Consider the following 21375-nt stretch of genomic DNA (forward strand, 5'->3'; position numbering starts at 1 on the left):
GGTCAGGGCGCGTCCGGGCGACGCATTCCTCCTCCCCGAAGAAGAAAGGACCTTAGCCCTAGGTCATGGTGACGGCTGGAGCGGTCACGCCTCGCACCGGAAGATCGCAATCGTCTGGTCTCCGAACTCATGGCCGCGCGACGAGACGTCGGAAAGAAGACCGTGATGCCGGAAGATCCGGCGGAGCGCGTCGTGGCGGGCGCCTGTGCGCTCTCGCCCAATCTTGGTGAGCGGATGATTGCGGCGAAGCTGCTTGGAAGGCCCGTCGTGCTCCGCGAGCTTGCCCCACAAGACCTCAAGATCGAGGTCGACCAGTTCTCCCGGAAGGAAGCGATCGAGGCGGCGACCTACCTTGCCTACGTTGTCGGGATCGCCCACGCGCGCCAGCTGACACCGGACCAGCGCCTGACCTGGCGGCAACAACTGGTGTCGGGACAGGAGGGCGACCTCGATGCGCCATCCTGGCTCTGGCGGAGCATCATCGATCTCGCGGGCGCGCACGAGACGGAGTATCTCGAACATTGTCGGCGCTTCGCTCTCGGCACGGAGCACGCTTGATGGGCGCGCATCTCGACGAGAAGTGGATGCGGCTCGCCATCCAGACGGCCACCCAGGATGGATCGGACCCCGCGAAGTCCCCAATCGGCTGCGTCATCATACTCGATGGGAAGGTATTCGCCGCGGAGCGAAACCAGACCGAGCCGCTGAACGATGCGACGGCACATGCGGAGATGATGGCGATCCGCAAGGCCGGCGCTGCCCATGGCGACATGGAATTGCGCGGAGCAACGCTCTACTCGACGCTCCAACCCTGTGGCATGTGCACCATGGCCTCGGTCTGGTCGAAAGTCGGGCGCGTCGTCTACGGGGCCGAGCGTGAAGACGTTCATCGGATGTATTTCGAGGCTCACCACGTTGACACGCTCGGCTTCGTGCGGTCCGCCTATCGTGACGACCTTGAGATAGAAGGCGGCTGCCTGCGCAGTGAATGCGCCAGGCTCTATTATGGTCCTAACGACGAAGTACCTGCCGACGATCAGGGGAATCTGTAGCAAGTGAAGCCTCGCTATCGGCGCGTCATGAAGTCGAATGACCACCGCAGATCGATACTGCACTGCACAATGCCTGAGTCACCGAAAGGATGCCGCCGATAAGCCGATCGGTTTTACGCCGGACCGATCGCCGCCCTTTGCGACCTAACATCACCGGCCGAGACCAGGCGTACCGGGCCGAGATCATCGGCCCGGCGATCACACGCCGGGAAAAGGACGCCGTATCAATTTTTTGCGGGTTTTTGATCTTCGTGCACGCCTTCCTCGTTACCTTCGGTAACTACGCCCCCCTCATCCTCACCACCCTCTCCCGCGCCGTCTTCATTGTTTGGCGGCATGTCCGTTCCACCTTCCTTGGAGCCCGTCATCTTTTCGATCTTATGAGGATCATCCTGCTTTGGGACTTCGGACATGTTAATCGCTCCAACAAATGGGTATCGAAGGGGATCGTCTTTCGACGGCTTTCTTGGACTGGCGCTTTGTCGATCCGAGCGTCCGGTCACACGAATGCCGCTCGAGATAGGTACTATTTCGAGCTTTTATGGATTTGCCTGCGCCGAACGACACTTCTCCACAGTACATAGAATATGGAAATTTGTTAGCGTTGGTACTAATGTAGATCATTAAATGCACTTTTTGCGATAAATCCGAACTTAATTTCTGATTCTTCGTTCGCAATAGGAACGTATCGTCGCCGCATTCGCTGAACGCATAATCCTAAAACAAGGAAACATGCATGTTCATGCACAACAAGCGCCTGCAATATACTGTGCGGGTCGCCGAGCCGAACCCGCGTCTCGCCTGCATGATGCTCGAGCAATTCGGCGGCGCGGATGGCGAACTTGCGGCAGCGATGCGCTATTTCACGCAGGGGCTCGGCGAGATCGATCCTGGTCGCAAAGACCTCCTGCTGGACATCGCGACCGAGGAGTTGAGCCACCTCGAGGTGATCGGTTCGATCGTCGCCATGCTCAACAAGGGCGTGAAGGCACAGCTCGCCGAGGGTGCGCTCGAAGAGGCCGAACTTTACAACATGATCGGCGCGAGCAGCTCGAGCGCCAAGGAAGCGCTGCTGTTTGGCGGCGGTCCATCGCTGACCGATTCCGCCGGTGTCCCTTGGACCGCGGCCTATATCGATAGCCGGGGTGACCCGACCTGCGATCTGCGATCGAACATCGCTGCGGAGAGCCGCGCCAAGGTCGTCTACGAGCGGCTGATCAATATCACTGATGATCCCGGCGTCAAGGAGGCGCTTGGCTTTCTGATGACGCGTGAGATCGCGCATCAGAAGTCGTTCGAGAAAGCGCTCTACGCGATCGAGGACAATTTTCCGAGCGGCAAGCTCCCCGGGATCGCGGCCTATGCCAACCTTTACGTCAACTCCTCGCAGGGCGAGGGTGATGTCGAGGGGCCGTGGAATAGCGGCGCGCAGTGGGATCGGATCGACGATCTCGAAAAGACGATGCCGATCGACGATGGTGACGGAACAGCGTCCGTGAAACTCTCGGCCGCCGATGAGGCCGTCGCGACGAAGCTCGCTCTTCGCACCGCATCTGATCGTTCGACCGATCCTGAAACCGGCGTTGATCTGGGCGCAGGTCCCGGTGCCGGGTTGATCTCGGGCGAAGATATGGGCGCCGCGAAGGATATTGGCGAAGCGATCAAAATGGCGGAAGACCTCTGACGAAGCCCGGCCGGCGCAAGCCGGCCGGGTCCGTTCAGGCTACCATCAGAACTGCCAATCACGCGCAAGGTCCCCGGCCATAAGGGCCGGAAGACATCATATAATGTCCGTAATCGAGCACTAAACATCGGCGATTGACTAATGTTTAAACACGATTGGCATGATTACATGCGTCGTACACTTAGAATATAAAATGGAGCGGATTATGCAGCGTATTTTGATTGCAGTTGCCATGGTGACTGCGCTTCCCACGGTCGCGTCCGCGCAGATGGCCAGCCCTCACAATCCGGCGGTGACTGATCCGTCACCCCGAGCAACGAGCAACGCGGTGCAGGGGCGTAACTCCTTCACGCAATCCCAGGCGCAGAGCCGTATCGCCAAGGCCGGGTATAGCAAGGTCGACAAGCTCGCCAAAGACGAGAATGGAGTCTGGCAGGGCAAGGCGATGAAAAACGGAAAACCCGTCACTGTCGCGCTCGATTACAATGGCGACGTCATGACGCGCTGAACAGCCCTTTTAGAGAGACAGTTATGACCCAGACAATCACGCGGCTGTTCGACAGCTATACCGACGCCACTTCTGCCGTCCGCTCGCTGGAGACAGCCGGGACGGCGCACGACGATATCAGCGTCATCGCCAACAATGCCGATGGCACCCACGCGGAGCGCGCCAATGATGGGGTCGACACCCGCGACGGCGTCAACGACCATGGCGACGTAACCCGGGGCACATCGACTGGTGCGGTGCTCGGCGGTGCTGGCGGGCTGCTCGCCGGCCTCGGCCTTCTCGCCATCCCGGGCCTCGGCCCGATCGTTGCCGCAGGCTGGCTTGCTGCCACGGCAGCTGGTGCCGGCATCGGTGCTGTCGGAGGTGCCGCGACAGGCGGCATCGTCGGCGCGCTCAAGAATGCCGGGCACAGCGACGAGGACGCGCATGTCTATTCCGAGGGGGTTCGCCGCGGCGGGACGCTGGTGAGCGTTCGTGCGCCAGAAGACCGCCGTGCCGCGATCGAGGCAATTCTCGACCAGAATGGCTCGGTCGATGCGGCGTCGCGTGGCCAGGCCTATCGCAGCTCCGGCTGGAACGGCTTCGATGCGGAGGCACCCGCCTATGATGCATCGCAGGTCCAGGGCGAACGCGCGCTCTATGCGCGGGATACCACGCGCGTCTGAACATCAAACCGCAACGGGCTTGCTTGAAGCTGAGCGGGTCCGTCGGTGGCGTACGACACACTGTCCGGATCGGATCACGTATGAAACAACCCATTCTTCTGGCTTCGGCCTTCGCGCTTCTCGCCTTTGCCGCCCCCGTCTCCGCCCAGGATCCCACCTCGATGACGGGATCAATGACTGCAGCAGACGTCGGCGCGTCCCCGATGACGAGCACGTCTGCAGCCGACTATGTGAAGCTCGCTGCCGACGGCGACAATTACGAGATCCAGTCGAGCAAGCTTGCCGAGATGCGCAGCAAGCGCGCGGACGTGAAGGCGTTCGCCAAGCAGATGATCACCGACCATATGCAGACCAGCAAGTCGCTCATGGCGGCGCTCAACAACGCCGACCGCAAGATTGCGCCGCCGTCGTCGATCTTGTCCACGGCGAACATGTCGAAGATCCAGTTGTTGAAGCAGGCGCCGCGCGCGAGCTTCGACGACCTGTATCTCCAGCAGCAGCTTCAGGCCCACCAGATGGCCTGGTCGGTGCACAAGGGCTATGCGAAGACCGGCACCGATCCGGCGCTCAAACAGGTCGCCTCCACGGCCGTCCCGGTCGTTGAGATGCATCTCCAGCATCTGAAGGCGATGGCTGGCGCAATGAGCGCCAACTGAACGCGATCGCAAAACCTCGGAACGTCGGCTGAGCCGGCACATTATCGGAGACTGAACGATGCGTGCACTGTGCTGGCACGGCAAGGGCGATGTTCGCGTGGACACCGTGGCCGATCCCGAGATCAAACATCCGCGCGACGCGATCATCAAGGTGACCGCATGCGCGATTTGTGGCTCCGATCTTCATCTGCTCGATGGCTATCAGCCGACGATGGAAGCCGGCGATATCCTCGGTCATGAGAATATGGGCGAGGTCGTGGCGCTCGGATCCGACGTCACCAACCTCAGGATCGGGGACCGCGTCGTCGTCCCGTTCACGATTAGCTGCGGTGAATGCTGGTTCTGCCAGAAGGGTCTGTTTGCAGCGTGTGAACGCACCAACCCCAATGCCGAGATGGCGATCAAGGCGATGGGTCACTCGCCTGCGGGACTGTTCGGCTTCAGCCACATGCTGGGTGGCTATTGTGGCGGTCAGGCGGAGTATCTGCGCGTGCCCATGGCCGATATCGGGCCCATCAAGGTGCCGGACAACGTCACCGACGAGCAGGCGCTTTTCCTGTCGGACATCTTCCCGACCGGATACATGGCCGCTGAGAACGCGCAGATCGAACCGGGCGATACGGTCGCTGTTTGGGGCTGTGGTCCGGTCGGCCAGTTCGCTATCCGCTCGGCGCTAATGCTGGGCGCTGGTCGGGTCATCGCGATCGACGAGGTGCCTGAACGGCTGGCCATGGCAGTAGCGGGCGGTGCCGAGACGATCAATTTCGCCGAAACCGATGTCTATGACGAGCTTCAGGCGCGCACCAAGGGGCGCGGCCCCGACAGCTGCATCGATGCCGTCGGCTGTGAGGCCTCCGGCCACGGCGGAGCGGACGCGATCATCGATAAGATCAAGGCGGCGACCATGCTCGCGACCGATCGGGTCCACGTCCTGCGCCAGGCAATCATGAGTTGCCGCATGGGGGGCACAGTGTCGATCCCCGGTGTCTATGTCGGCATGGGCGACAAGATCCCGCTTGGTGCGATGATGAACAAGGGGCTGACGATCAAGACCGGCCAGACCCACGTTCAAGCATACACCAAGCCGCTGCTCGCCCGCATCGAGGCCGGCGACATCGACCCGAGCTTCGTCGTGACACACCCTGCAAGCCTCGAAGACGCGACGGAGATGTACGCCAAGTTCCGCGACAAGGAGGACGGCGTCATCAAGGTCGTATTGCGGCCGGGCCTCTGACCTTATCCTCCTCGGTGGCGGGTTGGCGGTTCGCTTCAAGGCAGTCTGTAAAGCGGCATCTCAGCCAGTTCCTCCGGGTCTACCGACGCGGGTAGAAAGCTCCACCACGAAAAGGAATTATTAAGTCGACGCCCGAAGACCTCAAGGAAGTCTACACGGAAAGCCGAGCTGGAGAACGGCGACCCGTCATGGACGACAGACAACGGCCCCGCGAATGAACTCGCTGGAATCTCGGTGGTTCATAGCGGGAGAGGAGACGGACGATGGCAGACGACAAGACGAACCGCGGCCCGCAGGACGCTTCGCGGATCAACATCCACGAGGATTACGAGGTCGAATATTGGACCAAGAAGTTCGAAGTCAGCCGCGCGGAATTGGAGGCGGCCGTCGGAAAGGCGGGAGTGAGCGCGGACGCAGTCGCCCGTGAACTGGGCAAAGCGCCCGCTTGAATTCCACATAACAAAAAGGGCCGCTCCCGAAGGGGCGGCCCTTCCATTGTCAGCCGCTCGACATGCGGCTCAAAGACGACGTGCGGCTCGCTCCAACGAGCCTGCCGTCAGAGGCACCTCAGGCGCCGAACGCTCCGAAGAAGCTGTCGCTACCCTTGATGTGCCGGTCGAGCGGCATAGGACAATGAGACATTCGACCACCTCCTTTCGCGTTGTTGAACTCATGTCGAATATGGGAGTGTTTGATCGAATGAGAAGTGCCTCCGCTCAAATCCTTGCGACGAACCGGTAACTGACCTGGCGCAAACCCAGCGCGCGAAGGAAGCCGTTGGCGTTTCTTATCTCGATGTCGCTCATGCCCTCGATGAGCCCGACCTTGCGCTTACCAAACTCCTCGACCACCGCCTCGTAAAGCGCCTTCCCGACACCATCGCGACGGTCATGCTCGTCCACAACGACGACGGATATGCGACCCACGGCACCCGCCAGGACGTCGGCGATGACGGTCCAGGCCAGGATACCTATGACGTCGGCGCGCTCCGCGACGAGTATCGGCTCCTTTCGCGCATTCGCAGAGGCGATCGCCTTTCTCGCGCCAGACGCGTCCCCTTCGAAGCCGACGGTCGACAGGAGTCTCCCCACCGCCTCCGCATCGGACGCGCGCGCTTGCCTGATCGTCAGCTTCGGAACCGGCGGCGGCGCTTCGGGCGCGGTCCGCATGGGCCGACGTTCGGAGCGGGTTGCCTCCTCGTCATTGGTTCGAGCTTTTGCCTGGTTGGCAGACGCTCCCGCATCTCCCGCCGGTTGGCTCACCGCAGACGATGCTCCGCTGCGACGCGGTCGCGGTCGGATCGCGGATAACGTTGCCTCTGGAATGTCGTCCTTACTGGCCTTCGCTTTGCTGACGGCCTGCGGCGTGAGCCATGCTGATCACGTCCAATCGCAGCGTGGGGGAATGGGGAACGGTTTTTGGAGACCCGGTTGTCGCGACGGCGAATGTCCTTGAGCATGCAGCCTGTCCCGTCTCGCGATCCCGACGCGTTGCGCCGGCGGTGTTGTAAAGGAGCCGGCATCTCGATCGCAAAACCCGATGCTCATTACGGAAACGGAACCGTCACGTGGGTGGGCGGTTCCGGTCGCTCGTTCAGCCGTGGCGCCTTTGTCGCCATGGCTGATCCGCAACTTGATCGGCTCGTGCCGATGGCAAAGCAGCAGGACGATATCGTGGAAGAGAATGACGCGCCCATCGCCAAGCCCGGCACCTATAGACAGGGTGGAAAGCTGGCGATGTCGCGCGCGCAGCTCCGCGCGAGCCTCTTGGCCGCAGCGATCCTGTTCATCGCCGGCATCATCACGCTGAAGGACTTCCTGCCGGCGCTCGGCTGGACAGCGATTTTCGCGATCGCATTATGGCCGATCTACGTCCGTCTGTCGACGCGATGGCCGCAGCACCGCCGCGGCGCGGTGCCGGCGCTGCTGGTCTGCGGAATTCTGCTGGCCTTCGTGGTGCCGTTGCTGATCGTCGTGGTGCCGCTCGTCGCCGACACCCATGCCGTGATGCAATGGGTGTCGCAGACCCAGCAGAATGGCATCCCCGCCCCCGCCTTCCTGTCGAGCCTGCCGTTCGGCACGAAGCTGGTGCCGCTCTGGCAGAACGAGCTTGGCCAGCCCGGCGGCTTGGCCGGGCTCGCCCATCATGCCGTGCAAGCCAGCGGTGCGGGCCTGGGACGAAAGATCGCCGGCGAGGCCGTTCATCGCCTGGTGTTGATCGGGTTCATGCTGCTGACCCTGCTGTTCCTGCTGCGCGACGTCGGCGATGTCGTCGACGGCCTGCGCATCGGGAGCCATCGCGCATTCGGGCCCGCGGGCGAAAGTGTCGGGCGCCAGCTCATTCGCGCCGTCCAGGGCACGGTCAACGGGCTGGTCTTCGTGGGACTTGGCGAAGGCGTGCTGATGGGGATCGCCTATGCGGTTGCAGGCGTCCCCCATCCGACATTATTCGGGCTGCTGACCGCCATATTGGCGATGGTCCCCTTCGGAGCGGCCCTTGCCTTCTGTGCGGCCGGGATCGCCCTGCTGGTATCGGGAAGCACGGTCGCCGCGATCGTCATCGTCGTGCTGGGCTTCGCCGTGACCTTCATCGCCGATCATTTCGTGCGCCCGGTCCTGATCGAGGGAGCGACGCGCCTGCCCTTCGTGTGGGTGCTGCTCGGCATTCTTGGTGGGGTCGAGGCCTGGGGCCTGATCGGCCTCGTCATGGGGCCGGCGATCATGGCCGGGCTGATGCTGCTCTGGCGCGAGTGGATCGGTTCGCAGAAAGGGCCGATCAACCCGGCGCGCGGGGTTTCGGCCGAGGCCGGTGCCGGCATCGAGCAGGGTAGCGTTAGATCCTGACTGTCCTACCATCGGGTGATGCGGCGATAGGCCGGGCACGCCGACGACCTGGCGATGGCCTGTTCGCCGCTTCCCTGACCGCTCATGCGTTCGGATCGCATGGCCCATAAGAAGCCCCACCTCCCGACAAAAACGTGCGTCGTCTGCGGCCGTCCCTTTGCCTGGCGCAAGAAGTGGGAGCGGGACTGGGACAATGTGAAATTCTGCTCGGACCGATGTCGGACATCGGCAAAGGCAGATCCCCCCAAGCCATGACGACCGGGCCGGCCCAACTGCCGGTTGCGCTTCGAGACAGGCGAGTACTGTTCCGATGCGCATGGGAACCCGCCGGCAACAGACGAATAATCGGGGGCCGGACCATTGAGGCCGCTCGTCTGTTCAGCGTCCGGATCCACCACCCTTGCCATGGGATTCTCGATCATGCCTGACCGCTCCACCTCCCCCGTCCTGCAGCCTGTCACGATCGGCGACCTGCCGTTGAAGAACCGCATCGTCATGGCACCGCTTACCCGGAGCCGCTCCGACGATGCTGGCGTTCCGCCTCCCTACGCTGCCGACTATTACGCCCAGCGCGCCGACGCTGGCCTCATCGTGACCGAGGCGATCAATATCTCGCCGCAGGCGATCGGATATGCGCTGACGCCCGGCATCTGGACGGACCAGCAGGTCGAGGCATGGCAACCAATCGTCCAGGCCGTCCACGATCGCGGCGGCAGCTTCTTTCTCCAGCTCTGGCACACCGGCCGCATCTCGCACCCGGACCTGCAGGACGGAGCGCTGCCGGTCGCGCCTTCCGCGATAAAGCCGGTCGGGCAGGCCTTCACCAAGGACGGCATGAAGGACCATGTCACGCCGCGTGCGCTGGAGACCGACGAGATTCCACTGATCGTCGAGGATTATCGCCGCGCGGCCGCCAACGCCAAGGCGGCGGGCTTCGACGGGGTCGAGGTCCATTCCGCCAACAATTATCTGCTGGAACAGTTCGTCCGCGACAGCACCAACAAACGTGACGACCGCTATGGTGGCTCCATCGAGAACCGCCTGCGCTTTCCGCTGGAGGTGGTCGACGCGGTGGTCAGCGTCTGGGGCGCCAACCGGGTGGGGATCCGACTTTCGCCGGCAACGACGATGCCGGGCGAGACACCGCTCGATAGTGCGGTCATGGAGACGTTCGGCACCTATGTCGATGCGCTGTCCGCACGCGGACTTCTTTATATCCATGATATCGAGGGGGTGACGCAGCTGACGCGCGAGGCTCCGGACGACGTTGATTTCCCGGCGCTTCGCCGGCGCTTCTCGGGCGCCTACATCGCCAATAACCAATATACGCTCGATCTGGCGGAACAGGTCCTGGAAAAGGGCGATGCGGACCTGTTCAGCATGGGCCGGCCGTTCATCGCCAACCCCGACCTGATCGAGCGCCTTCGCCATGGGGCGCCGCTGGCCGAGGCGCCGAAGCAATATTGGTATGGTGGCGGGTCGGTCGGATATTCGGATTGGCCGCCGATGCGACCCATCACGCCGGCAGGCTGAAGCCTCCATCCGGCAACTCCAATCAAGGATGTGGAGAGAAGCTCGCGCTTATCTCAATCCATGATCGTGCGGCGGGTTCGATGGGAGACGATGGTGGAGGCCACCATCGTCTCCCATCGTTTGTAGATAGATACCTAGGCTGTGGCGGAATACGGCCTGCCGAAACTCGGCTTCCCCGGGCGAACATCGTCACGCAGGCGATCGAGATCGTCGGACCAATGCTGCATCATGCCGACACGCTCGCTCCAATATTCGCCGCGCGTATAGGCCCTGCGGACGGCGTTGTTCTCCATATGCGCAAGCTGGCGCTCGATCGCATCGGGATTGAACCTGCCCGATTCGTTGAGCAGCGTCGCGGCCATCGCGCGAAAGCCGTGGGCCGACATCTGATCCTGGCCGAAACCGAGAACCCGCAAGGCTGCGTTGACGGTGTTCTCCGACATCGGGCGCCGGGGCGACCGGAATGACGGAAAGCAGTATCGCCCGGTGCCGGTCAGGTCGTGAAGCTGCTCGAACAGCTTCATGACCTGACGCGAGAGCGGGACGCGGTGCGGCCGGCGCATCTTCATCTTCTCGGCCGGGATGTCCCACAGGCAGCGATCGAAATCGAATTCGCTCCACTCCGCCTGCCGAAGCTCACCGGGGCGGACGAACAGATGGGCTGACAGGCGCAGCGCGAACAGCGTGACCGCGTGGCCGGTATAGGCCTCGATCGCGCGCATGAGATCGCCCGCCCCTTTCGAGGTCGTGATGGCCGCGAGATGCCTGGCCTTGGGCACGGTGAGCGCGCCCCTGAGGTCACGTGCCGGATCCCGCTCGGCGCGGGTGGTGGCGATGGCGTAGCGGAAGACGCGGCTGAGCACGCTGCGCATCCGCCGCGCGCTTTCGTAGCGGCCGGTTGCCTCGACGGCGCGCAGCACGGCGAGCACCTCCTGCGCCGTGATCTTGGCGACGGGCCGGTTGCCGATCCTGGGATAGGCCTTGGCGAGCAGCCAGCGGATCTTGCTGAGCGTGATCTCGGCCATGCCTTCGCGGGCATTCTTCGCAACCCATTCCTCGGCGACGAGCTCGAACGTGTCGTCCTCCGCGACCTTCGCTCGCGCGGCATCGAGTTTCTGCTGGTGGCAGGGGTCCACGCCCGAGGCGATCAGGCGGCGCGCCTCGTCCCGGCGCGTCCGCGCGTCGGCGAGGCCGACATCGGGCCATGCCCCGAACGCCAGGGTCCGGTGTTTTTCGAGATAGCGATAGTTGAGGCGCCACAGCTTGGCGCCATTCGGCCGAACGAGGAGATAAAGGCCACCGCCGTCGGAAAGTTTGTAATCCGCATCCCTGGGCTTGGCGCTGGCGACCGTCGTTGCGAACAGCGTGCTCATCGAGGTATCGTCCTTGCTAGGACGGAGAACGGATACCCTCGGATATACCCTCATTGTTCCCGATTGGTGCCGTATCCGCCCGGATTTGACCGGACGGTTATAGCACAAGAAACGGCTGAAATCAGCCATTTCCGGGACGTCCACGGACGTCCCCGGAAGAACAAATGGTGCCCAGAAGAGGACTCGAACCTCCACGGCCTTGCGACCGCCAGCACCTGAAGCTGGTGCGTCTACCATTCCGCCATCTGGGCACGGGGTAGGCCGCGGCGGATAGCGGCGGGTGCGCTCCCTTGTCAACGCCTTCTTCCACTCTTTTTGTTGAACGCTTGTTTTCCCGCCCCCGCGGAGGCAGAGCGACACCCGACGGATTTCGCAGATGAGGATGGTGCGACGATGGTTGAGCTGGTGACGCTCTTCGGCGGCGGCGGGTTCCTGGGGCGCTATGTCGCGCAGGCCCTGCTGCAACGCGGCATGCGCGTGCGGATCGTGGAGCGCGATCCCAAGCGCGCCTTCTTCGTGAAGCCGCTCGGCGGCCTCGGCCAGACCCAGTTCATCGCCGCGGACGTCACCAAGCCCGCCACCGTCGCCCGCGCCGTGCAGGGCAGCGATGTCGTGGTGAACCTCGTCGGCATCCTCTCCGGCAAGTTCGAGGCGGTGCAGGTCGAGGGCGCCCGCAACGTCGCCGAAGCGGCCCGCGCGGCGGGCGCGAAGGCGCTGGTCCACGTCTCGGCGATCGGCGCCGACGCGGCATCGGACATCCCCTATGCCCGCACCAAGGGCCAGGGCGAGGCGACGGTGCGCGAGGCCTTCCCCGCCGCCACCATCGTCCGCCCGTCGATCATCTTCGGCGCCGAAGATGATTTCGTGAACCGTTTCGCCGGCATGATCCAGTCCGCCCCGGCGGTGCCGATCATGAGCCCCGACACCCGGTTCCAGCCCGTCTATGTCGCCGATGTCGCCAAGGCGATCGCGGAGACCGCGTTGTCGCCGGAGCGCTTCGGCGGCCGCACCTTCGAACTGGGCGGCCCGGAGGTGATCAGCATGGCCGACCTGATCCGGCGCACGGCGGCGATGATCGGCGCGACGCCGCGCTTCATCACCCTGCCCGATGCGCTGTCCGGCCTGATCGCCAGCTTCGGCTTCCTGCCCGGCGCGCCGATCACCCAGGATCAGTGGCGGATGCTGAAGCAGGACAATGTCGTGACGCCGGGCGCCGACAACCTCGCCACGATCGGCGTGCGGCCGACGCCGATCGCCACGGTCGCGCCGTCATGGCTGGTGCGATACCGGCGGCTGGGCCGCTTCGGCGCCGAGCGCAAGGCCTCCTGATCGCGGCAGGCCGGCGGCGGGCGCCCGCCCGCCCCCGCTTTCCGCATCCACCGCTTGTTCATGGGCAAGAATTAACCGGCGGGCATCTTCCCTTGTGCGCCGCGATAAGGGAGACAGGCCCGCATGATGATCATCCAGCCCATTCTCCTCGGCATCGTCGAGGGGCTCACCGAATTTCTGCCGGTCTCCTCCACCGGCCACCTGATCCTGGCCGGCGCGCTGCTCGGCTATGACGACAGCCAGTGGCAGGTGTTCGACATCGTCATCCAGCTCGGCGCGATCCTGGCGATCGTGGTGCTCTACTGGCGGACCTTCTGGGCGGTGCTGGGCGGGCTGCTGGAGCGGCGCCCGACATCGTGGCGGTTCGTGCGCAACATCCTGCTCGCCTTCCTGCCGGCGGCGGTGATCGGCCTCGCCCTGCACAAGCAGATCGAGGCACTGCTCAGCAAGCCGGAGCTGGTCTGCGTCACCCTGATCCTCGGCGGCATCGCGATCCTGATCATCGAGCGGCTGGCCAAGCGCCAGACCATCGTCGGCGTCGCCGACATCCCGGTGAAGACCACGATCGGCATCGGCTTCTTCCAGTGCCTGGCAATGGTGCCCGGCGTCAGCCGCTCGGGCGCGACGATCATGGGCGCGCTGTCGCTGGGCGTCGAGCGCCGCACCGCGGCCGAGTTCAGCTTCTTCCTCGCCATCCCCACGATGATCGGCGCGACGGCGCTGGAACTGGTCAAGAACCGGCACACGCTGGCGACGCCGGGCGCGGTCGGCGTGCCGGAGATCGCGATCGGCTTCATCGTCTCCTTCCTCGTCGCGATCCTGGTCGTGAAGGCGTTCGTCGGCATCGTCACCAAGCATGGCTTCGGCCCGTTCGCCTGGTATCGGATCATCGCCGGCAGCGCCGCCTTGATCTGGCTGATCAATAAATAGGACCGTAACGGACTTATCATGATCGATCGACAGTCGATCAGGACGAAGCGAGCGAAAATTCCGACATATCCACGTCAGCAATGCTGACCTATCGCCGAATCCTTTCGTGACTCACCCCTGAATCTATGCTTTTCGCGTCTTCCGAGTGGAGGGCGCGATGGCAGCTGAAAATCCGATGTTGAAGTTCGTGGGGACGGGCCAGGCCTATCCCGAGAAGCGCGCGCCCGAAATCCGCGCCGAGGACTTCGCCGAAATCACCCAGGCCTATCTGGCGGCCAAGGCAGAGGAGCAGGCCGGGCGCTGTTCGCAATGCGGCGTGCCCTATTGCTCGACCCATTGTCCGCTGCACAATCACATCCCGGACTGGCTGCGGCTGACCGCCGAGGGTCGCCTGCGCGAAGCCTATGAGCTCTCCGCCGCGACCTCGACCATGCCCGAGATCTGCGGCCGCATCTGCCCGCAGGATCGGCTGTGCGAAGGCAATTGCGTCATCGAGTTTTCGGGCCATGGCGCGGTCACCATCGGTTCGATCGAGAAGTTCATCACCGATACCGCGTGGAAGGAAGGCTGGGTCGAGCCGATCGTGCCGGCGCGCGATCGCTCCGCGCAGTCGGTCGGCATCATCGGCGCCGGCCCCGCAGGCCTCACCGCCGCCGAATATCTGCGCGGCCACGGCTATGACGTGCATGTCTATGATCGCCACGATCGCGCCGGCGGCCTGCTGGTCTATGGCATCCCCGGCTTCAAGCTGGAGAAGGAGGTGGTCACCCGCCGCTTCGAGCGGCTGCGCGACAGCGGCATCCAGTTCCACCTGAACTTCGAGGTCGGCCGCGACGCGACGATGGCGGAGCTGCGCCAGCGCCACGATGCGCTGCTGGTCGCCACCGGCGTCTACAAGGCGCGCGCGATCAAGGCGCCGGGCGTCGGTTCGCCGGGCGTGGTCAAGGCGCTCGACTATCTGATCGCCTCCAACCGCAAGAGCTTCGGCGATCAGGTGCCCGACTTCGAGAGCGGCGCGCTCAACGCGCAGGGCAAGCATGTCGTCGTCGTCGGCGGCGGCGATACCGCGATGGACTGCGTGCGCACCGCGATCCGCCAGGGCGCCAAGTCGGTGAAGTGCCTCTATCGCCGCGATCGCGCCAACATGCCCGGCTCGCAGCGCGAGGTCGCCAATGCCGAGGAGGAGGGCGTGGAGTTCGTCTGGCTCTCCGCCCCCGATGCTTTCGACGCGGAAGAGCGCGTGAAGGGCGTGCGCGCCTCGCGGATGCGCCTCGGCGCGCCGGACGCCTCCGGCCGCCGCGCGCCCGAACCCGATCCGGGCAGCGATTTCCGGCTCGATGCCGACCTCGTCATCCAGGCGCTCGGCTTCGATCCGGAAGACCTGCCGCAGATGTTCGGCACGCCGGAGCTGTCGGTGACGCGCTGGGGGACGCTGCGGGTCGACCACAAGACCATGCAGACCTCGCTCCCCGGCGTGTTCGCCGCCGGCGACATCGTCCGCGGCGCCAGCCTGGTGGTGTGGGGCGTGCGCGATGGCCGCGACGTCTCCGAGCGGATGCACGCCTGGCTCAAGGCCAAGGCGAAGGCCGCGAAGCCGGCCGAGACGGTGGCGGCGTGATCCGGCGCCTGCTCCTCGTCAGCGCGGTCGGCGCACTGGCCGCCGCTGCTTTGCCCGCCTGGGCGGATGTCGCGCCAGCACCCGCCGCGCCTGCGGCAGCCACGCCCGACGCGGCGACGATGGCGGCGGCGCGCGCGCTGATGCGCGCCACCGACATCCAGGCGCAGATGCGTGCGATCGGGCCGCGCATGGGTCAGGCGGTGACGATGCAGCTCCAGCAATCCTTCGCCGACCATCAGCTTCCGACCGAGCTGCAAAGCCAGATTGCGGGCGCGATGCAGGACTTCGTGGGATCGATGGACACCATGTTCACCCCCCAGCTGATCGATCAGATGGCCGCCATCTACGCACGCCATTTCACCGCGGCAGACCTGCAGCACCTCAGCCAGATGATGCAGGATCCGGCGATGGTGCGCTTCCGCAAGGTAATGCCCGACACGCTGGCCGAGATGATGCCCCTGATCATGACGGCGATGCGCCCCCAGCAGGACGCGTTCCAGGCGCGCATCCAGAAGATCGTTGCGGACTGGATCCAGCAGCACCCCGAAGACCAGGCGAAGCTCCGCTCGCCCACCGCCCACTAGGATGACGATCATGTCCTACGCGCACCTGACCCCCGAACATGCCCGCCTCGCCGAGCATGGCATGTACCGCCCCGAGTTCGAGGGCGATGCCTGCGGCGTCGGCCTCGTCGCCGCGACCGACGGCCAGTCCTCGCGCCGCGTCGTCGCCGCCGCGATCGATGCGCTGAAGGCGGTATGGCACCGCGGCGCCGTCGATGCCGACGGCAAGACCGGCGACGGCGCCGGCATCCATGTCGAGCTGCCGGTCCATTTCTTCGACGATGCCATCGAGAATGGCGGGCACAAGCCCGGTTCCGGCCGCCTCGGCGTCGGCATGATCTTCCTGCCGCGCACCGATCTCGGCGCGCAGGAGGCCTGCCGCACCATCGTCGAGAGCGAGATCATCGATTTCGGCTATGCGATCTATGGCTGGCGCCAGGTGCCGGTCGATATCGCGGTGATCGGCGAGAAGGGCCTCCAGACCCGCCCCGAGATCGAGCAGATCATGATCCAGGGCCCGCACCCGGATTCGGTCGATGCGGCCGAGTTCGAGAAGAATCTCTACCTCATCCGCCGGCGGATCGAGCGCAAGGTGATCGAGGCCCAGATCCAGGGCTTCTACATCTGCTCGCTGTCGTGCCGCTCGATCATCTACAAGGGGCTGTTCCTCGCCGAGGAGCTGTCGGTCTTCTACCCGGACCTGATGGACGAGCGCTTCACCAGCCGCTTCGCGATCTTCCACCAGCGCTATTCGACCAACACCTTCCCGCAATGGTGGCTGGCCCAGCCGTTCCGCACCCTCGCCCATAATGGCGAGATCAACACGGTTCGCGGCAACAAGAACTGGATGAAGAGCCACGAGATCAAGATGGCGGCGATCGCCTTCGGGGAACATTCCGAAGACATCAAGCCGCTGATCCCGGCCGGCGCCTCCGACACCGCGGCGCTCGACGCGGTGTTCGAGGCGATCTGCCGCGCCGGCCGCGACGCGCCGACCGCCAAGCTGATGCTCGTTCCCGAGGCGTGGCAGAACGCCACCACCATGAAGCCCGAGCATCGGGACATGTACGCCTATTACGCCTCGGTGATGGAGCCGTGGGACGGCCCGGCCGCGCTCGCGATGACCGATGGCCGCTGGGTGGTGGCCGGCGTCGACCGCAGCGCGCTGCGGCCGCTGCGCACCACGCTGACCGCCGACAATCTGCTGATCGTCGGCTCCGAGACCGGCATGGTCGTCGTGCCGGAGAGCACGATCATCGCCAAGGGCCGGATCGGGCCGGGCGAGATGCTGGCGGTCGACCTCGACGAGGGCCGGCTGTTCACCGATGGCGAGCTGAAGGATCGCCTCGCCGGCGAGCATCCGTTCGGCGACTATGTGAAGGACTTCAAGACCCTCGCCGATCTCCCCGTCCCCGAGGGCGACCATGCGGTGCGTTTCGAGCGCGCCGAGCTGATCCGCCGCCAGGTCGCCGCCGGGCAGACCATGGAGGATATGGAGCTGATCCTCGCGCCCGCCGTCGAGGACGCCAAGGAGGCGATCGGATCGATGGGCGACGATACGCCGCTCGCCGTCATCTCGGACAAGCCGCGCGTGGTCAGCCAGTTCTTCCGGCAGAATTTCTCGCAGGTCACCAACCCGCCGATCGACTCCCTGCGCGAGACGCGGGTGATGAGCCTCGCCACGCGCTTCGGCAATCTGGCCAACATCCTCGATACCGGGCCGGTCCAGTCCAATGTGCTGGTGCTGCCCTCCCCGGTCCTCACCTCGGCCGACTGGGCGACGCTCAAGGCCCATTTCGGCGCGAGCGCGGCCGAGATCGACTGCACCTTCGATCCCGCCGGCGGGCCGGACGTGCTGCGTGCCGCCATCGCCGAGATCCGCCGCCAGGCCGAGCAGGCGGTGCGCGAGGGCCGTTCCGAGCTCTTCCTTACCGACGAGAATGTCGGGCCGGATCGCTGCGCCATCCAGATGGTGCTGGCCGCCGCCGCCGTTCACACCCACCTCGTCCGGCGCGGCCTGCGCTCCTACGCCTCGATCAACGTGCGCTCCGCCGAATGCCTCGACACCCATTATTTCGCGGTGCTGGTCGGCGTCGGTGCGACGACGGTGAACCCCTATCTGACCGAGGCCTCGATCGCCGACCGCCAGGCGCGCGGCCTGTTCGGCGAGCGGACGCTGGAGGAATGCCTGAAGCGCTACCGCAAGGCGATCGACGACGGCCTGCTCAAGATCATGGCCAAGATGGGGATCTCGGTGATCTCCTCCTATCGCGGCGGCTATAATTTCGAGGCGGTCGGGCTCAGCCGCGCGCTGTGCAACGATCTGTTCCCAGGGATGCCCGCCAAGATCTCCGGCGAGGGCTATGCCTCGCTGATGGTCAACGCGCTGGAACGGCACGAAAAGGCGTTCGACGCCTCGGTGGCGACGCTGCCGATCGGCGGCTTCTACCGCCAGCGCGCCGGCGGCGAGACCCATGCCTATTCGGCGACGCTGATGCACCTGCTGCAAAGCTCGGTCAGCACCGACAGCTATTCGACCTATCTGCAATTCTCGCGCGGGGTGCGCGATCTGCCGCCGGTCTATCTGCGCGATCTGCTCGAGTTCAACTGGGCGCGCGAGGCGATCCCGATCGACGAGGTCGAGGCGATCACCGAGATCCGCAAGCGCTTCGTGACGCCGGGCATGTCGCTCGGCGCGCTCTCCCCGGAAGCACACGAGACGCTGGCGATCGCGATGAACCGGATCGGCGCCAAGGCGGTCTCGGGCGAAGGCGGCGAGGACAAGTCGCGCTACACCCCCTATGAGAATGGCGACAACGCCAATTCGGTGATCAAGCAGGTCGCGTCCGGCCGCTTCGGCGTGACGGCGGAATATCTGGGATCGGCCGAAGAGCTGGAGATCAAGGTCGCGCAGGGCGCCAAGCCCGGCGAGGGCGGCCAGCTGCCCGGCTTCAAGGTCACCGAGTTCATCGCCAAGCTGCGCCACTCGACGCCCGGCGTGATGCTGATCTCGCCACCGCCGCACCACGACATCTATTCGATCGAGGATCTGGCGCAGCTGATCTACGACCTCAAGCAGATCAATCCGCGCGCGCGGGTGTGCGTGAAGCTGGTGTCGTCGGCCGGCATCGGCACCGTCGCGGCCGGCGTCGCCAAGGCGCACGCCGACGTCATCCTCGTCGCCGGCCATGTCGGCGGCACCGGCGCCAGCCCGCAGACCTCGGTCAAATATGCCGGCACGCCGTGGGAAATGGGGCTCACCGAGACCAACCAGGTGCTGACCCTCAACGGGCTCAGGCATCGCGTCAAGCTGCGCACCGATGGCGGCCTGAAGACCGGGCGCGACATCGTCGTCGCCGCGATCCTCGGCGCCGAGGAGTTCGGCATCGGCACGCTCAGCCTGGTCGCGATGGGCTGCATCATGGTCCGCCAGTGCCATAGCAACACCTGCCCGGTCGGCGTCTGCACGCAGGACGACGCGCTGCGCCAGAAGTTCGTCGGTACGCCCGAAAAGGTGATCAACCTGATGACCTTCATCGCCGAGGAGGTGCGCGAGATTCTCGCCCGGCTCGGCGTCCGCTCGCTCGACGAGATCATCGGCCGCACCGAGTTGCTCCGCCAGGTCAGCCGCGGCGCCGAGCATCTCGACGATCTCGATCTCAACCCGATCCTCGCCAAGGTCGATGCGCCGGACGACCAGCGCCGCTTCTCGATCCCGACGCATCGCAACGAGGTGCCGGACAGCCTCGACGCGCAGATGATCCGCGATGCCGCCCCCGTCTTCGCGCGCGGCGAGAAGATGCAGCTGACCTATTCGGTGCGCAACACCCACCGCGCGGTCGGCACCCGCTTCTCGGCCGAGGTCACCGCCAAGTTCGGGATGAGCCATCTGGCGGACGGGCACGTCCATGTCCGCCTGCGCGGCTCGGCCGGCCAGTCGCTCGGCGCCTTCCTGTGCAAGGGCGTGACGCTGGAGGTGTTCGGCGATGCCAATGACTATGTCGGCAAGGGGCTGTCGGGGGGCATCATCGCGGTGCGGCCGACCGTCTCCTCGCCGCTGGACAGCCGCAAGAATGCGATCGTCGGCAACACCGTGCTCTATGGCGCGACATCGGGCCGGCTGTTCGCGGCGGGCCAGGCCGGCGAGCGCTTCGCGGTGCGGAACTCCGGCGCCGACGTGGTGGTCGAGGGCTGCGGCGCCAATGGCTGCGAATATATGACCAACGGCAACGCCGTGATCCTGGGTGCAGTCGGCGAGAATTTCGGCGCCGGCATGACCGGCGGCATGGCCTTCGTGCTCGATGAGGACGGCCATTTCGAGCATAACGCCAACCCGGAAAGCATCCTCTGGCAGCGTTTCGCCTCGGCCCATTGGGAGGATGTCGCCAAGTCGCTGATCGAGGAACATGCCCGGCGTACCGACAGCAAGTGGGCGCACACCGTGCTCGCCGACTGGGCGCACTGGCGCCAGCGCATCTGGCAGGTCTGCCCCAAGGAGATGGTGACGCGGCTGAAGCAGCCGCTCTCCGACGAGGAGACGGCGGTGGCAGCGGAATGAGCATGACGCTTCCCGTCGTCACCCCACCCTCGATCGCGATCGCCGGATCGGCGGAGCGCTTCCCGGTGCGGCGCATCTTCTGCGTCGGCCGCAACTATGCCGATCATGCCCGCGAGATGGGGCATGATCCCGATCGGGAGCCGCCCTTCTTCTTCACCAAGCCCGCCGATGCCGTGTGCGCCGGCGGCGCCCTGCCCTTCCCGTCGCACACCGCCGACCTCCATCATGAGGTCGAGCTGGTGGTGGCACTCGGCGAGGGGCTGGCGGTGTTCGGTTGCGCGGTCGGCCTCGATCTCACCCGCCGCGATCTCCAGGCCGAGGCGAAAAAGCTCGGTCGCCCGTGGGACATGGCCAAGGGCTTCGATCGCTCGGCCCCGATCGGCCCGCTCCGCGTCGGCCCCCTGCCCTCGGCGAGCGCGGCGATCAGCCTGACCATCGACGGCAAGACCCGCCAGAGCGGCCATCTCGCCGACATGATCTGGTCGGTGCCGGAGATCATCGCGACGATCGCCGGCTATGTCACGCTGATGCCGGGCGACCTGATCTTCACCGGCACGCCCGCCGGCGTCGGCCCGATCCGACCGGGCGAGAGCGTGGTCGGCACGATCGACGGCCTCGATCCGATCGAATTGCGCTTCGACTGAGCGGTTCTCCGCCGGGAAAGCTCGGCTGTCGCCCATATCTCGTCACCCCGGGGCTTGATCCGGGGGCCAGCTCCTTGGATTTTGGCGGGACACGCAAGCAGCGGGATCCCGGATCAAGTCCGGGATGACGGAGAAGATGGAATAACTGCTCCCGCCCAGATGCGGACATTTGATTATATCGTCAC

At 65.0% G+C, this 21375-nt stretch carries 20 protein-coding genes, 1 tRNA gene and 1 pseudogene; 18 read left to right on the forward strand and 4 right to left on the reverse strand.

All coding sequences use genetic code 11. The annotated features are described in order from the left end of the window. The first annotated feature begins 129 nt into the window (after positions 1 to 129). Entirely contained in the window at positions 130 to 558 is a 429-nt protein-coding gene (locus PBT88_RS15475; RefSeq protein ID WP_270076214.1) for a DUF2252 family protein, read from the forward strand. Beyond that, a complete protein-coding gene (locus PBT88_RS15480) occupies positions 558 to 1052 on the forward strand; it encodes a nucleoside deaminase (protein ID WP_270076215.1) in 495 nt (164 codons plus the stop codon). The genes PBT88_RS15475 and PBT88_RS15480 overlap by 1 nt, the downstream gene beginning before the upstream one ends. A gap of 224 nt (positions 1053 to 1276) precedes the next feature. On the opposite strand, the gene PBT88_RS15485 is transcribed toward PBT88_RS15480, so the two are convergent. After that, on the reverse strand, positions 1277 to 1465 hold the full coding sequence (locus PBT88_RS15485; protein ID WP_270076216.1) for a hypothetical protein: 189 nt from the start codon (positions 1463 to 1465) through the stop codon (positions 1277 to 1279). A 323-nt stretch (positions 1466 to 1788) separates the two neighbouring features. Here PBT88_RS15485 and PBT88_RS15490 point away from each other — a divergent pair, with 323 nt between their 5' ends. The 6 genes from PBT88_RS15490 to PBT88_RS15515 all read left to right on the forward strand — a co-directional run bounded on the left by PBT88_RS15490 (position 1789) and on the right by PBT88_RS15515 (position 6248). Next, entirely contained in the window at positions 1789 to 2736 is a 948-nt protein-coding gene (locus PBT88_RS15490) for a manganese catalase family protein (RefSeq protein ID WP_270076217.1), read from the forward strand. A 205-nt stretch (positions 2737 to 2941) separates the two neighbouring features. Then, complete coding sequence (locus PBT88_RS15495) at positions 2942 to 3244, forward strand: hypothetical protein (RefSeq protein ID WP_270076218.1); 303 nt, start codon at positions 2942 to 2944, stop codon at positions 3242 to 3244. 23 nt (positions 3245 to 3267) lie between these two features. Continuing rightward, the gene (locus PBT88_RS15500; RefSeq protein WP_270076219.1) at positions 3268 to 3909 is read left to right on the forward strand and encodes a hypothetical protein; all 642 of its coding nucleotides are present in this window, start codon (positions 3268 to 3270) and stop codon (positions 3907 to 3909) included. Between the two features lie 23 nt (positions 3910 to 3932). Next, entirely contained in the window at positions 3933 to 4565 is a 633-nt protein-coding gene (locus PBT88_RS15505; RefSeq protein ID WP_270076220.1) for a DUF4142 domain-containing protein, read from the forward strand. 58 nt (positions 4566 to 4623) lie between these two features. Then, positions 4624 to 5799 carry a zinc-dependent alcohol dehydrogenase gene (locus tag PBT88_RS15510; protein WP_270076221.1) on the forward strand — a complete coding sequence of 392 codons (1176 nt, stop codon included), beginning with the start codon at positions 4624 to 4626 and terminating at the stop codon, positions 5797 to 5799. Positions 5800 to 6062: 263 nt separating this feature from the next. Next, complete coding sequence (locus tag PBT88_RS15515) at positions 6063 to 6248, forward strand: DUF3606 domain-containing protein (protein ID WP_270076222.1); 186 nt, start codon at positions 6063 to 6065, stop codon at positions 6246 to 6248. A gap of 267 nt (positions 6249 to 6515) precedes the next feature. On the opposite strand, the gene PBT88_RS15520 is transcribed toward PBT88_RS15515, so the two are convergent. Next, on the reverse strand, positions 6516 to 6968 hold the full coding sequence (locus tag PBT88_RS15520) for a GNAT family N-acetyltransferase (RefSeq protein WP_270076223.1): 453 nt from the start codon (positions 6966 to 6968) through the stop codon (positions 6516 to 6518). Positions 6969 to 7168: 200 nt separating this feature from the next. Between PBT88_RS15520 and PBT88_RS15525 the strand changes: the two are divergent. The 4 genes and pseudogenes from PBT88_RS15525 to PBT88_RS15540 all read left to right on the forward strand — a co-directional run. After that, positions 7169 to 7243, forward strand: a pseudogene (locus PBT88_RS15525) (ATP-binding protein); the annotation flags it as partial. Between the two features lie 205 nt (positions 7244 to 7448). Beyond that, positions 7449 to 8642, forward strand: coding sequence for an AI-2E family transporter (locus PBT88_RS15530; protein WP_270076224.1), 1194 nt, complete (start codon positions 7449 to 7451; stop codon positions 8640 to 8642). 99 nt (positions 8643 to 8741) lie between these two features. After that, positions 8742 to 8897 carry a DUF2256 domain-containing protein gene (locus PBT88_RS15535; RefSeq protein WP_270079288.1) on the forward strand — a complete coding sequence of 52 codons (156 nt, stop codon included), beginning with the start codon at positions 8742 to 8744 and terminating at the stop codon, positions 8895 to 8897. Positions 8898 to 9002: 105 nt separating this feature from the next. Next, positions 9003 to 10175 (forward strand): alkene reductase, encoded by a 1173-nt coding sequence (locus tag PBT88_RS15540; protein WP_270076225.1) that lies wholly within the window; start codon positions 9003 to 9005, stop codon positions 10173 to 10175. A 134-nt stretch (positions 10176 to 10309) separates the two neighbouring features. On the opposite strand, the gene PBT88_RS15545 is transcribed toward PBT88_RS15540, so the two are convergent. Both PBT88_RS15545 and PBT88_RS15550 read right to left on the reverse strand, forming a co-directional pair. Then, positions 10310 to 11548 carry a tyrosine-type recombinase/integrase gene (locus PBT88_RS15545; RefSeq protein WP_270076226.1) on the reverse strand — a complete coding sequence of 413 codons (1239 nt, stop codon included), beginning with the start codon at positions 11546 to 11548 and terminating at the stop codon, positions 10310 to 10312. 165 nt (positions 11549 to 11713) lie between these two features. Beyond that, positions 11714 to 11799: transfer RNA gene (locus tag PBT88_RS15550), tRNA-Leu, on the reverse strand. Positions 11800 to 11941: 142 nt separating this feature from the next. On the opposite strand from PBT88_RS15550, the gene PBT88_RS15555 reads away from it, so the two are divergent. The 6 genes from PBT88_RS15555 (at position 11942) to PBT88_RS15580 (ending at position 21190) form a co-directional block, all read left to right on the forward strand. Next, entirely contained in the window at positions 11942 to 12877 is a 936-nt protein-coding gene (locus PBT88_RS15555; RefSeq protein WP_270076227.1) for a complex I NDUFA9 subunit family protein, read from the forward strand. A 123-nt stretch (positions 12878 to 13000) separates the two neighbouring features. Next, entirely contained in the window at positions 13001 to 13807 is an 807-nt protein-coding gene (locus PBT88_RS15560; RefSeq protein WP_270076228.1) for an undecaprenyl-diphosphate phosphatase, read from the forward strand. A 175-nt stretch (positions 13808 to 13982) separates the two neighbouring features. Further along, on the forward strand, positions 13983 to 15425 hold the full coding sequence (locus tag PBT88_RS15565; RefSeq protein WP_270076229.1) for an NAD(P)-dependent oxidoreductase: 1443 nt from the start codon (positions 13983 to 13985) through the stop codon (positions 15423 to 15425). Next, positions 15422 to 16009, forward strand: a complete 588-nt coding sequence (locus tag PBT88_RS15570) for a DUF2059 domain-containing protein (protein ID WP_270076230.1) — start codon at positions 15422 to 15424, stop codon at positions 16007 to 16009. Before PBT88_RS15565 ends, PBT88_RS15570 begins: the two co-directional genes overlap by 4 nt. A gap of 10 nt (positions 16010 to 16019) precedes the next feature. Further along, entirely contained in the window at positions 16020 to 20546 is a 4527-nt protein-coding gene (gene gltB / locus PBT88_RS15575; protein ID WP_270076231.1) for a glutamate synthase large subunit, read from the forward strand. After that, positions 20543 to 21190 (forward strand): fumarylacetoacetate hydrolase family protein, encoded by a 648-nt coding sequence (locus tag PBT88_RS15580; protein WP_270076232.1) that lies wholly within the window; start codon positions 20543 to 20545, stop codon positions 21188 to 21190. Before gltB ends, PBT88_RS15580 begins: the two co-directional genes overlap by 4 nt. Positions 21191 to 21375 lie beyond the last annotated feature (185 nt).

It is taken from the genome of Sphingomonas abietis (genome assembly GCF_027625475.1).
In the GTDB taxonomy this organism is placed as follows: domain Bacteria; phylum Pseudomonadota; class Alphaproteobacteria; order Sphingomonadales; family Sphingomonadaceae; genus Solisphingomonas; species Solisphingomonas abietis.

Excerpts from the sequence above, each read along its gene's own strand:
- PBT88_RS15555 (WP_270076227.1), top strand. The coding sequence starts at position 11,942 with ATGGTTGAGCTGGTGACGCTCTTCGGCGGCGGCGGGTTCCTGGGGCGC.
- PBT88_RS15535 (WP_270079288.1), top strand. The coding sequence starts at position 8,742 with ATGGCCCATAAGAAGCCCCACCTCCCGACAAAAACGTGCGTCGTCTGC.
- PBT88_RS15530 (WP_270076224.1), top strand. The coding sequence starts at position 7,449 with ATGGCAAAGCAGCAGGACGATATCGTGGAAGAGAATGACGCGCCCATC.
- PBT88_RS15545 (WP_270076226.1), bottom strand. The coding sequence starts at position 11,548 with ATGAGCACGCTGTTCGCAACGACGGTCGCCAGCGCCAAGCCCAGGGAT.
- PBT88_RS15560 (WP_270076228.1), top strand. The coding sequence starts at position 13,001 with ATGATGATCATCCAGCCCATTCTCCTCGGCATCGTCGAGGGGCTCACC.
- PBT88_RS15485 (WP_270076216.1), bottom strand. The coding sequence starts at position 1,465 with ATGTCCGAAGTCCCAAAGCAGGATGATCCTCATAAGATCGAAAAGATG.
- PBT88_RS15520 (WP_270076223.1), bottom strand. The coding sequence starts at position 6,968 with ATGCGGACCGCGCCCGAAGCGCCGCCGCCGGTTCCGAAGCTGACGATC.
- PBT88_RS15510 (WP_270076221.1), top strand. The coding sequence starts at position 4,624 with ATGCGTGCACTGTGCTGGCACGGCAAGGGCGATGTTCGCGTGGACACC.
- PBT88_RS15495 (WP_270076218.1), top strand. The coding sequence starts at position 2,942 with ATGCAGCGTATTTTGATTGCAGTTGCCATGGTGACTGCGCTTCCCACG.
- PBT88_RS15475 (WP_270076214.1), top strand. The coding sequence starts at position 130 with ATGGCCGCGCGACGAGACGTCGGAAAGAAGACCGTGATGCCGGAAGAT.
- PBT88_RS15500 (WP_270076219.1), top strand. The coding sequence starts at position 3,268 with ATGACCCAGACAATCACGCGGCTGTTCGACAGCTATACCGACGCCACT.
- PBT88_RS15580 (WP_270076232.1), top strand. The coding sequence starts at position 20,543 with ATGAGCATGACGCTTCCCGTCGTCACCCCACCCTCGATCGCGATCGCC.
- PBT88_RS15565 (WP_270076229.1), top strand. The coding sequence starts at position 13,983 with ATGTTGAAGTTCGTGGGGACGGGCCAGGCCTATCCCGAGAAGCGCGCG.
- PBT88_RS15515 (WP_270076222.1), top strand. The coding sequence starts at position 6,063 with ATGGCAGACGACAAGACGAACCGCGGCCCGCAGGACGCTTCGCGGATC.
- gltB (WP_270076231.1), top strand. The coding sequence starts at position 16,020 with ATGTCCTACGCGCACCTGACCCCCGAACATGCCCGCCTCGCCGAGCAT.
- PBT88_RS15480 (WP_270076215.1), top strand. The coding sequence starts at position 558 with ATGGGCGCGCATCTCGACGAGAAGTGGATGCGGCTCGCCATCCAGACG.
- PBT88_RS15490 (WP_270076217.1), top strand. The coding sequence starts at position 1,789 with ATGTTCATGCACAACAAGCGCCTGCAATATACTGTGCGGGTCGCCGAG.